The 12306-nt window shown below is 39.9% G+C and carries 11 protein-coding genes and 1 pseudogene; all 12 read right to left on the reverse strand.

The annotated features are described in order from the left end of the window. Positions 1–4: 4 nt before the first annotated feature. Positions 5–1027 (reverse strand): UDP-glucose 4-epimerase GalE, encoded by a 1023-nt coding sequence (gene galE, locus FTV52_RS08900; protein ID WP_179990610.1) that lies wholly within the window; start codon positions 1025–1027, stop codon positions 5–7. After that, complete coding sequence (gene pgi, locus FTV52_RS08905; protein WP_179990612.1) at positions 1020–2741, reverse strand: glucose-6-phosphate isomerase; 1722 nt, start codon at positions 2739–2741, stop codon at positions 1020–1022. Before pgi ends, galE begins: the two co-directional genes overlap by 8 nt. Further along, on the reverse strand, positions 2741–4009 hold the full coding sequence (locus FTV52_RS08910) for a nucleotide sugar dehydrogenase (RefSeq protein ID WP_179990614.1): 1269 nt from the start codon (positions 4007–4009) through the stop codon (positions 2741–2743). The genes pgi and FTV52_RS08910 overlap by 1 nt, the downstream gene beginning before the upstream one ends. Positions 4010–4091: 82 nt before the next feature. Next, positions 4092–4973 carry a UTP--glucose-1-phosphate uridylyltransferase GalU gene (gene galU, locus FTV52_RS08915; protein WP_179990616.1) on the reverse strand — a complete coding sequence of 294 codons (882 nt, stop codon included), beginning with the start codon at positions 4971–4973 and terminating at the stop codon, positions 4092–4094. Between the two features lie 88 nt (positions 4974–5061). Further along, a complete protein-coding gene (locus FTV52_RS08920; protein WP_179990618.1) occupies positions 5062–6936 on the reverse strand; it encodes a nucleoside-diphosphate sugar epimerase/dehydratase in 1875 nt (624 codons plus the stop codon). Positions 6937–6980: 44 nt separating this feature from the next. Beyond that, on the reverse strand, positions 6981–7508 hold the full coding sequence (locus tag FTV52_RS08925) for an acetyltransferase (protein WP_179990630.1): 528 nt from the start codon (positions 7506–7508) through the stop codon (positions 6981–6983). Next, positions 7501–8511 carry a glycosyltransferase family 4 protein gene (locus FTV52_RS08930; protein ID WP_179990620.1) on the reverse strand — a complete coding sequence of 337 codons (1011 nt, stop codon included), beginning with the start codon at positions 8509–8511 and terminating at the stop codon, positions 7501–7503. Before FTV52_RS08930 ends, FTV52_RS08925 begins: the two co-directional genes overlap by 8 nt. Positions 8512–8525: 14 nt before the next feature. Next, entirely contained in the window at positions 8526–9467 is a 942-nt protein-coding gene (locus FTV52_RS08935; RefSeq protein ID WP_179990622.1) for an NAD-dependent epimerase/dehydratase family protein, read from the reverse strand. A gap of 9 nt (positions 9468–9476) precedes the next feature. Then, entirely contained in the window at positions 9477–10607 is a 1131-nt protein-coding gene (locus tag FTV52_RS08940; protein ID WP_179990624.1) for a glycosyltransferase family 4 protein, read from the reverse strand. Between the two features lie 10 nt (positions 10608–10617). After that, positions 10618–11499: a glycosyltransferase family 2 protein gene (locus tag FTV52_RS08945; RefSeq protein WP_179990626.1), complete on the reverse strand. Its 882-nt coding sequence runs from the start codon at positions 11497–11499 to the stop codon at positions 10618–10620. After that, entirely contained in the window at positions 11500–12186 is a 687-nt protein-coding gene (locus FTV52_RS08950; RefSeq protein WP_179990632.1) for an EpsG family protein, read from the reverse strand. Next, positions 12187–12306: pseudogene (locus FTV52_RS08955) on the reverse strand (IS30 family transposase); the annotation flags it as partial.

Genomic DNA, 12306 nt, shown 5'->3' on the forward strand with positions numbered 1-12306 from the left:
ATGATTAATTTTGACGATAACCATTCGGATTCTGCTTTTGCCAGTTCCAACTATCGGCCAACATATCTTCTAAGCCATATTGTGGAGTCCAGCCCAATTCTTGCACGGCACGGCTATTATCTGCAAAAGAGGTTGCCACATCGCCTTCACGACGTGGTGCAAACTCAAATGGAATCTGCACACCATTGACCTGTTCAAAAGTATTCTTCACTTGCAGCACCGAAATCCCATTGCCCGTACCAATATTCCAAGCACGGCAACCCTGTGCAGTCAAACGGTTATTCAAGGCACATAAATGCGCATTGGCCAAATCGACTACATGAATATAATCGCGCACCCCTGTACCATCTGGCGTAGCATAATCCTGCCCAAAAATAGACAGTTTTTCACGACGCCCTACTGCTACCTGAGTCACATAAGGCATTAAATTATTTGGAATACCTTGTGGGTCTTCTCCAATACGACCACTTTTATGCGCACCCACAGGGTTAAAATAACGCAATAAGGCAATCGACCAACGAGGATCTGCTGCGGCAGCTTTTTCTAAGAGCTGTTCCACAATCAGTTTGGTATAGCCATAATTATTACTTGGCATTCCTGTTGGCATATCTTCATTCAGTGGTGAAATATTGGCTTCGTCATATACCGTGGCTGATGAGCTAAATACCAGTTTAAATACATTGGCACGTTGCATGGCCTGAATCAGGCTGATTGAACCTGCAATATTGTTGTCAAAATAACTGAGTGGAATTTGCTGGCTTTCTCCCACTGCTTTGAGTCCTGCGAAATGAATCACTGCATCAATTGCATGTTCAGCAAATACGTTATCTAAAGCTGCAGCATCACGGATATCGCCCTGAATAAAATGCAGGGGTTTAGCTGTCAATTGTTGCACCCGCGCCAATGACTCGGCCGAGCTATTGGATAAATTATCCAGCACCACCACGCTGTGCCCTGCATTCAGCAACTCGACACAGGTATGTGAACCGATATAGCCGGCACCGCCTGTTACTAAAATATTAGCCATCTATTTTTCCTAATAAAATTTTTAATAAACCTTGGGTCGATGCATCGAGTGTCGATAAATCCTGTTGCTGCCCATTTAAAATCGGCAAGAGTTGATTGGCAATTTCCTTGCCTTTTTCTACGCCCCATTGGTCAAAGGGATTGATATTCCACAGCACCGATTGTACAAAGACTTTGTGTTCATACAAAGCAATCAACATGCCCAAACTATACGGATTGAGTTCTTGCAATAAAATACTGCTACTTGGCTGATTACCACTGTACTGCTTATACGCCGCTAAGCCATCTAATTCCTGCTGATCTAGAGCCTGATTGCCAAAGGCCAAAAGCCGCGACTGTGCCAAGCAGTTGGACAAGGCCAAATGGTGCTGCTCTACTAAAGCCTCAGCATTTTCCGCATAGGTAAATTGATTGGCATTATAACGCTGCACAGGGGCAATAAAATCGCAGCTAACCGCATGTGTCCCTTGATGCAACAATTGATAGAACGCATGCTGTGCATTCGGCCCGACCTCACCCCAAACAATCGGGCAAGTATCGACGCTCACCGCCTCGCCATTACGCTGAATGGATTTACCATTAGATTCCATCTCCAACTGCTGTAAATAAGAGGCGAAGTATTTTAAGCGTCCATCATAAGGCAAGACCGCATGAGTCTGAATATTCAGGAAATTATTATTCCACACCCCCAGCAAGCCCATCAGCACCGGGATGTTCTGATCAAATGCAGCAGTTTGAAAATGCTGATCAACCGCATGTGCACCTGCTAAAAACCGTTGAAAACCCGCAACGCCAATGGTCAGGGCAATCGGTAAGCCAATACACGACCATAAAGAATAGCGACCACCCACCCAATCCCAAAGCAAGAGCTGATTTTCAGGACAAATGCCCCAAGCGGTCATTTTATCGGCTTTGGTAGACACCCCAATAAAGTGATGTTTCAGAATTTGCGCATGTGTACCCAAGGCCTTTTCTAGCCATTGTTTCACGGTCTGTGCATTGGATAAGGTATCAATGGTGCCAAAAGACTTGGACGAAATAATAAATAAAGTGGTTTCAGGACGCAGACGATGCAGCAATTCAGATAGCTGGCTGCCATCCATGGTGGACACAAAATGTACACTCAGTGGTTTTTCAGTTGCTACTTTAAAATCAGATAAGGCTTGGGTCACCATCAAGGGGCCTAAATCTGAGCCACCCACACCAATATTGACCACATCCTGAATCACTTCACCCGTGGCACCACGGTATTGGCCTGCATGGATTTTTTCCACCAAGGCATACATACGCTCAAGCTGGGTATGCACTTGCTCAGTCAATGCAGCGTAGGCATCGGTCTGTTCGGAAGCGCATGCTGCTGTACTGGTCGCAGGCAAACGCAAGGCCCAATGCATCGCATCGCGCTGTTCGGTATAGTTGATTTTCTCTGAGCCCGTTGCCGTTGAAAATAAACGTTGAATCCACTCAGCAAGCTGACTCTGCTGTGCAAACTGAACCAGGGTCTGCAACACTTTGGCATCAATCCGATGCTTGCTATAGTCAAACAGCACACTGTCCAAAGCCACCGAGAAACGCTGAAAACGCTGCGGATCTTGAGCAAACAGCTGATTTAAATGCAGCTGCTGAAACTGATGCTGCAATTGTTTTAAATGCGACAAGGCATTGTCATTTGAGGAAATCGAGCTTAGCGTCTGTGGCATTGTGCTACGAATCATTAGCGACCGACTCCCATATAAGCAAAACCTTGTGCCTTCACAAATTCAGGATCATAAATATTACGACCATCCAAAATCAGCGGATGCTGCATCTGCTGCAACAAAGTTGGATAATCCAAACTCCAATATTGTTTCCACGCGGTCAACACACATAATGCCGATGCCCCCTCTACCGCTTGATATTGGTCTGTACATAAAATCAGATCATCGCGCTGACCATACTGGGCCACAATTTCAGGCAAGGCTTGTGGGTCATGCAATTTGACCGTCACACCCTGCGCCCACAACGCAGGCAACATTACATGAATGGGAGAATGTTGCACCCGTGCAGTATTTTCTTTAAAAGCCGCGCCCCAAATCGCCACGGTTTTGCCGTTTAAATCGCCCTGATAATAATTCCACAACTTTCTAAACAAGAGTTCTTTTTGTTGTTCGTTAATGTCCCAGACCTGCGCCAACAGCTGACTTTTCACCCCTGTGGTGGAGACGGTACTGGCCAGAGTCTGAATATCATGGCTAAAGTTTTCACCACCAAACCCCGCACCAGGATACATATACGATGCACCAATACGGCTATCTGCCGCCATGCCTTGGCGTACATGCTCAATATCAATCCCGAGTTTTTCTGCCACCACCGCCAAGTCATTGATATAACTGATACGGGTTGCCAACATGCCTGAAATACTCAGTTTGGTAAATTCTGCATCCAACACGGGCATAAACAGGTATTGCTGCGCACGTGGGAATAAAGGGCGGAGTAATTCTTTGAGTTTGACTTGCGCACGTTCATTTTCACAACCCACCGTGAGTTGCTGTGCGCGGGTCATACTTTGAATGGCATTGCCCTCTTGAATCATGTCGGGCAAATAAATCCAGTCATCTTGTGGCAAGATTTTTTGCAGGCGCTGTGTGCCATTTAAGCCCAAAGTCGAGGCATTGATCATCAATTTAGGGTGAATGATCGGACGTTGTTGCAACTGCCCCAAAACGGTTACGGCGTGGGCTTCTTCAGTCGGATTTAAACTGAGTAGATACACATCCACATCTAAAGGTAATTCAGAAAAATCACAATAGTGTAAAAAGCCTTTACCGCATTGTTGTTGTAATAACAGGCTCAACGCTTGGTCTTGAAAGCTGAGATGTTGCTGTTCGAGTGGATGAGCAGCATCCTGAAAGATATCGCACCAATAAACTTGATGCCCACATTCTGCCAAAAGTGCAGACATCACGCCTGCATAGAGGGTTTTTCCAAAGACTGCGACTTTCAAAATATGTTCCTGCGGTATTGGGTTAACAGTGTTATTTTGTTTCTATTAGAGAGGACTTTTTATCATCCTCAATTTTTACACCTTAAGACTCTAGCTTTAATTCTTCAATCAACGCTTTGAAATCTTCCCCTAATTTTGGATGATCCACCCCATAATGCAATACTGCTTTTAAATAACCCAGCTTGCTGCCACAGTCAAAGGTCTGACCTTGCATCCGATAGGCTTCCACCACACTATTCTGTTGCAACATGGCAATGGCATCGGTCAATTGAATTTCATTGCCTGCACCTTTAGGGGTATTTTCCAGTAGAGTCATAATTTCTGCAGGCAAGACATAACGTCCCACCACCGATAAATTAGAAGGTGCCGTGCCTACTGCGGGTTTTTCGACAATGCCCTGCATCACGGTACTTTCACCTTCAGCAGGTGCTGCAGCTACATCGACAATACCGTATTGATTAACCAGATGATCTGGCACTGCTTCAACCATAATCTGTGCGGCATGGCTTTGCTCAAAACGCTGAATCATACGTGCCAAGTCATTTTGTGCAGCATCATCTTTAACCAATACATCGGGTAACAGTACGGCAAAGGCATCATTGCCCACTACAGATTTAGCACATAAAACCGCATGCCCTAAGCCTAAAGGTTGTGGCTGACGTACACTCACGACACTGACATGGGCAGGTAAAATTTCGGTAATTTCTTTGAGCAAATCCAGTTTTTGTTTTTGTGCTAATGTGGTTTCTAACTCAAAGTTACGGTCAAAGTAGTTTTCAATGGAGGCTTTAGATGAGTGGGTCACCAAAATAATTTGCTCAATCCCTGCTGCTACTGCTTCGCGCACCACATATTCAATCGCAGGACGATCGACCACGGTCACCATTTCTTTTGGAATAGATTTACTGGCAGGTAAAAAACGCGTACCTAAACCTGCAACGGGTAAAATGGCTTTTTTAATCATCTCAGATACCTAATTTCACACAAATTTTTTAGTTAAATTTTACTCATCAACAAGTTGAACTGACTTAATTCAACTTAGTTTTTGAAATTTAGTTCACCTTAATTTCTGTACCACGGGCATAACCATCCACATAGTGTTCAAGCTGTGCTAAAGCCCAGTCGATATCACTTTGAATTGCAGTTAAGTCATGCATACGCTCAAACACCATCAGTAATTCATCCAACGGATACATTTTTTCATAAGAACGCAAAATACGACTGTGCTGGGTCACTTCGGTATTATCGGCATCAATCAACAATTCTTCGTAAAGTTTTTCACCTGGGCGTAAGCCTGAATATTGAATTTCAATATCACCTTCCTGACTGCCTGTTTCTCGTACTTTTAAACCACTCAGTGCAATCATTTGACGGGCCAAGTCCTGAATGCGTACAGGTTCCCCCATATCTAGCAGGAATACATCGCCCCCCTGACCTAAAGCACCAGCCTGAATCACCAATTGCGAGGCCTCTGGAATGGTCATAAAGTAACGAGTGACTTCAGGATGAGTCACGGTAATGGGCCCACCTTTGGCAATTTGCTGTTTAAACAACGGCACCACCGAACCCGATGAACCCAAAACATTCCCAAAGCGTACAATGCTAATTTGGGTCTGATCTTGCGCTTCTGCCATCGCCTGACAATACAACTCTGCCATACGTTTAGACGCCCCCATGACATTGGTCGGACGCACGGCTTTATCGGTAGAAATGAGTACAAATGTTTCCACACCTGTTTTGACCGCTGCATTTAAGCTAAATGCCGTACCAATGGCGTTGTTTTTCAAACCTGCCAATGGGTTACATTCTACCAAGGGCACGTGTTTGTAAGCAGCCGCATGGTACACGGTTTGAATCCTATACTGTTCCATCACTCGTTCTAGTTTGGCCTGATCGAGCACTGAACCTAAAATCGGGATAATCGTGACATCGCTATTTAAGCGTAATTCTTTGTCAATGCTATACAATGCAAATTCGGTCAGTTCATAAATCACCAAAGCTTTGGGTTTATTTTTGACAATTTGGCGACACAGTTCAGAACCAATAGACCCCCCCGCGCCTGTGACCAAGACCATTTTGTTTTGAATATTTTTAGCCAACAGTTCGGGTACAGGCGGTACAGGGTCACGCCCGAGCAAGTCAATAATATCGACTTCCTGAATATCCGATACGCGAATTTCACCATCGACTAGTTTGGTAAGTCCTGGAATTTCGGTAATTTTAATATGTGCAGGCTCTAAGAATTTGACGATTTCACTTTTACGCATCCGCCCGACAGAAGGCAGCGCAATTAGAATTTCATCAATATGCTTTTTCGGCATGACTTTTAATGCTGTTTCTGCATCATAGACTTTCAAACGGCCCAATTGCTGCCCAGTGAGTGAGGGATCATCATCTATAAATAATACGGGTAAGTGTTCATCGGAATTGTATAGCGCTGCTGCAATTTGCTGTCCAGCATTGCCTGCACCATAAATCGCGATGCGTTTTTTTTGTACATCGGCTTGTAAATAAGAACGCACGATAAAGCGAATAAAACCGCGGCTAAACCAAACCCATGCGAACATAAGAAATCCGAACATGAGCGGAATAGAGGTAGGGATAAAGGCATCGGTAAAATAAGCCAACGCGTACAACCCTGCCACAGTCAAAGAGGTGCCTAGCCCCAGTTTGACCATAAACAATTCGCTGTAGGTGCGCACAATAAAGCGATATACCCCAAAAATAAACAGCGATACAACGGCAATTACACTTGCCCATACCGAACCAAAAGCCAAGTTGGGCACCACTTCTGCGCCTAGGTCAAACTGGCGAATGGCATAACATAGCCACAGCAAGACAGGAAATACACAAAAGTCCAGCACCATTAAAAATGCAAGTTTGACTGAGCGGGGGGATTCTACAGCAGGTTCGATAATGGATTTCATAAATATACAATTATTAATATTTGAATTTTAAAACACCGTATTTTTTAATGCAGAATACAGGTTCCAACCTTTAAAAATGAATGTGCAGCGATAGTTTGACCACCTGCGACTTTTACCCCCACGCTTAAATGAGCAAATTCCTGAATGACAACGTCATGATCTAATAATGTACCAATATTCAATATTACACCATCATTGATCACAGTTTTACGACTAATTACACACCCTGCCATCACACTCACCCCTAGACCGATTTGAGCTGTTGGACTCACAACTGTTTTAGGATGAATCACCGAAGTCAATTCTATACCCAAGGCTCGCAAGGTCTGTTGCCATTGTTGACGTAATGTATTATTGCCTACTGCCACAATCGCTTGAAGCTTCGTAATCTGCAACTGATTTAAATTGGCAATATTTGTCACGATGTTATAGTCCGCCACATGCTGTGTTGCAGGCCAACGGTCGTCGGCAAATAGAATCTCTTGCCATTGTCCACTCAGTTCTGCAGCTTCTGCAACGGCCAAACCGTATCCCCCAGCACCTAAAATTAACAAGCTTGGTTTATTAAGCATCTGCATGACCTGCCTTGAATTTTATAGCTACAAATAACAATGGTATATAGGCAATCAGTACTGCCAATTCAGGGTACGCCCATGCTTGTGTAACCGTCATATAAGCGATAGGAAATAACCACAATAGGTTAATTGCGGCAACCGCCAACGTCACGGGGGTATGACTCCCGCATTTACGCGATAAAATTTGATAGCTATGGCTTCGATGTGCGTCATACATTTTATAGCCGCTCAATACGCGTTTGATCAGGGTATAAGTCGCATCTACCACAAATACACCTAGACAAATGATCCACGCACAAAAAAGTGCCAAGTTTTTTTTGAGGGCGATGAGTGCCAAAATACCCAAAGTGAGGCCGAGAAATCCGCTACAGGCATCGCCCATAAAAATTTTAGCCTTGGGAAAGTTCCACAGTAAAAAGCCAAATACACAGGCTGCCAATAACCAAAGTATGTCTGAGTTTAATGTGGTATTCAGTACATAATACAAAATGGCCATACTAACGACAGTGGTGATTGCTTCGACACTAGCAATTCCGTTAATGCCATCCATAAAGTTGTATAGATTGAGTAACCACACCAAAAATAATACTGCAATAATATTGGCGATAAAGCCAAGTTGCAGACCATTAAAAGCTGTAACTTCGCTAAAGCCTCCCAAGCTGGTCACCACACCAATGGCCACCAAGAAGTGTACGGCTAAACGCAGCATGGAGTTAATATGCCCATGATCATCCAAAAAACCAAGTAAAGCGATGACAAAACCCGCTGCCATAAGAGTTAAGCCAATATGTAGTGTCAATTGTTGGCTATAGATCAGCACAGCCAAGGCCAATAAATAGCTACACACCACAGCTACACCACCACCGCGGGGCGTGGGTACATTATGGGAACTACGTTCATTGGGGTTGTCTATTATATTTTTCTTGAGGGCGTAGGCGCGCATGAAATAGGTCATCGCAAACGCAAGTAAAAAGAAAATAAAAAGGGATAGCATGGACATATTTGTGACTAGGCTCAGTTTTTATGCGGTGTGTTAAACATTTTTTCTAGGCTTGTATCAACATTATACGGTGCTGTCCAACCTAAAAGTTGAGTATTTTTCGTGGTATCTACCACCAATTCCGAACATAGACGTGAGGCCACTGCTTTTTTTCCCACCAAACTTGCAAGAAAACTAAGCAGGCTCTTAGGTACAGGTAGCATTAGTAATTGGTTATTTTGGTATTTTGCTAATTTTTCAAATAATTGTTTGACTGAAATGTCATCCTGATCACTGGCTAGAAATACTTCACGGTTGGCATTTGGGTGAGTCATACAAGTGTGAATAAGGTCAGCTAAATTATAGACACTCACCATACTGCGCTTATTGTCTAAGCAACCAATGGGTAAAGGGAGTTTTTTACTTGCCAAGTTCACCATACTTTTAAAATTGGCTTTTACATTAGACCCATAAATGAGGACTGGACGAATGATGACAACTTCTAAACCTGTATTTTGGGAAAGCGCTAGTAAGGCTTGTTCTGCTTCATATTTAGATAGGCCATACGGGTCATCTGTATGAACATGATCATTGGGTTGAAACGCTTGCGTAGTGGTTTGCTCACCATTCACTTTAATACTGCTTAAGTAAATAAAGCGTTTGACCCCACTTTGTACTGCTTTTTGTGCAAGGTTTAGAGTACCTTGCACATTGGTGTGACGGTATGCTTCAAGTGGTGAGACAGCAGTTTCATGCATTACATGTGCACGACCTGCACAGTGAATAATAACTTCAACCTGATTCAGATTAATATTGTCTAAATTGTCATTTAGGTCAAAATTGATATTTCTAATATTTGAATGGTCAAATGTTTGGGCTTTACGGGTATGTGCTAAAACGGAATAGCCTTTTTCAGCCAAAAATTGAGATAAATATTGACCTAAAAAACCATTGCTACCTGTAATTAAAATTTTCATATAGATACTTTACATCTTATTAAAGGTTTCAAAATCTTCATAGTACGAAACTAAAAGTTGAGATACTATATTTTCATCAAAGTAAGTATTTACTCTCTTTTTACCATTACTAGATAAATAGCCCAAAAACTGCCTGTCATTAATTAAACTTATCATCTTTGTTGCAAGATCGTTAATATTACCAACCTCAAACAACAAACCAGTTTCTTTATCAAGAATAGCATCAGAAATTCCATAAATATTAGAGCCAATACTTGGCGTACCACAAGCTGCTGCCTCGATAATTACAGTACCAAAACCTTCACGATACGAAGGTAAACAAAAAACATCAGCTGTTGCCATGAATTTTTCAGGTGTATTTGTAAATTTATAATAAAAAATTGAACTATTAAATAATTTATTTTTTTCAATAAAAGGAATCAAATTTTCCTCATCTTTTCCTACTAGTAGTAAAGTTATATTCGGATATTGATTATGTACTTGCTCAAATGCTTCTAAAAGATCTAGAACCCCTTTATCCTTATTTAATCTACCTAAATAAAGAAAAACAAAATTGTCTGCAGGGATAGAAAAACTAATTTTTAGTTTTTCTTTATCCTGAGGATAAAATTTACATAAATTCACACCAGAAATAGACCCTTGACCCAAAACATCTATTTTCCCTTTTGTCACAATATTTTCAGTTATTAAAAAATCTAGCTGTGAAAAACTATCTACTAAAATATGAGTAGGCAAAGCTCCAACAACTTTATCAATTAATTTCAATAACTCTCTTTTATAACCAGTTTTACTTGCCCATACTTGACCAGTAAAATAATGTAACCTTATGTCTATTTTGGAAATATATGCAGCAATCTGTGCTAGTAGACCAGCCTTCGGGGTTGTTGTGTGAACAATATCAAATTTTTCCTTCTTAAATATTTTTATCAATTTAAATAAAGTTTCCAAATCTTTTAAAAGAGAAGGTTTTCTTTCAATATTTATATGATATATAGGCAACCCTTTAATCGCACAATCATCCTCATTGAAATTTGATATTAAATAAATATCATACTTCATTCTGAGTAGCTCTATATGCTTTTTATAAAATGCATTATAAATAATTGGTGTAGAAACTACTAAAGCAACTTTTTTTTTCATAAAAAAAACCTTATTTAAATTTACTTAAAGTTTTATTTAAAATTTCTTGAAATTCATCATTTCGATCACTATTAGCCCTTCTTTTATGTAATAAAAAATCAGCTTTCATTAAGAAAAGAACTTTAACTAAAATTTTTTTCTGCTGTAATTTAAATATATATTTAAATTTATTTACACCACTCAACGAAGAGTTATTTAAATCTTTAATAATTGAAATTTGCGTCTCATAAGCACGTATCATTTTCTCAAGTTTTATATTTTGCTCTTCCCTATAAAAATAAAGAGGCTCATCTATAAACCCAACATTTAGGTCTTTTCTAAGATAAGCATTTAACCAAAGTTCATAATCCTCTGCTAAACGATTTTCTTCATTGTATAGATTTCTAAAATACCAAGACTTTTTTGCCATAATAGAAGCATGTATTATTCCTGTTGTACCTAATACAGCATCATTTAAGGTAATATGCTTTAAAGAATAAGGAATACGATAACCCACCAAGTCCAAATTATTTTTAAGAGATAACAAACCTGTAGAAACCAAATCAAAATTTTGATTATTTCTTAAAAATTCAATTTGTTTTTCAAATCTATTCGCTGCGATAATGTCATCCGCATCCATACGTGCAATATAATCATATTTTGCTTCTCGTATAATCTGGTTAAGTCTTGCTGGCAACTTCTTATTTAAACCATCGGAAATAACACGAATTCTCTTATCTTTTTCTGCAAATTCTTGAGCGATTTTTAGGGAATTATCAGTAGAACCATCATCTACTAAAATCAACTCCCAATATGGATAAGTTTGAGCCAATACAGATTTTATAGCATCAACCAAGTAATTTTCAGCATTATAAATAGGGATACCAATACTTATATATTCAAATTTATTCATTTAAAACATCTCAAAAACTGGATTAATAATATAGGGTGTCAAATTACTAAATCTAGTTGTAGTAAGATAGTAAAATATTACCATACACATATAAAAAACATATAAAACAAAACTTGTTTTAAATTTTGAAATTAATATAGGAATCAAAAAAATCAACATAGGTGTAAAATAGTTCAACATTCTCTGCGGACCAGATGGATTTGTACCAAGTAAAGCAATAGGTATTATAAACAACAACCCACATAAATACACTTGTTCAAAAATCTTATAATTATGATTTAAAAATCTCTCCTTCCTACCTAGGAAATACAATAATAAGCCCAATATAAAGTAAAACATTAATAAAATATAACCTCCACTACTTTCACTTACTTGAACATATCCTTCGTATCGAGAATTTTGTTCCGCAAAGTAGGAGATCAATATTCCACTAATTAAAAAAGAAGAAAGAAAAGTTATAAGCATTTTATATTCTAATCTAAGTTTCATATGAACCAAAAAGTAAAATGGCAACATAACCCATGCAGACGTATGAAATAGAGAAGCAATAACAATTAATAAAAAATATTTTAATTTATTTTTATTTATAAGATATGGCAATGCTAAAAAACATACTGCCATTGCGATACCTTGACGTAAACCATTAAATAAAAAAGTATAAAATCCAAAAGTAATATAAAGGCGGATTCAAGCGGCAAGTGCAACAGTATAAAAACCAGCCATAACTTCACTCGGTGTATACCAACCTAGTGTTTTTCTAGGACGATGGTTGAGTGCAAATTCTATCTGCTCTATTTGTTCGTTTGA

This window comes from Acinetobacter sp. YH1901141 (assembly GCF_013416935.1).
Lineage (GTDB): Bacteria > Pseudomonadota > Gammaproteobacteria > Pseudomonadales > Moraxellaceae > Acinetobacter > Acinetobacter towneri.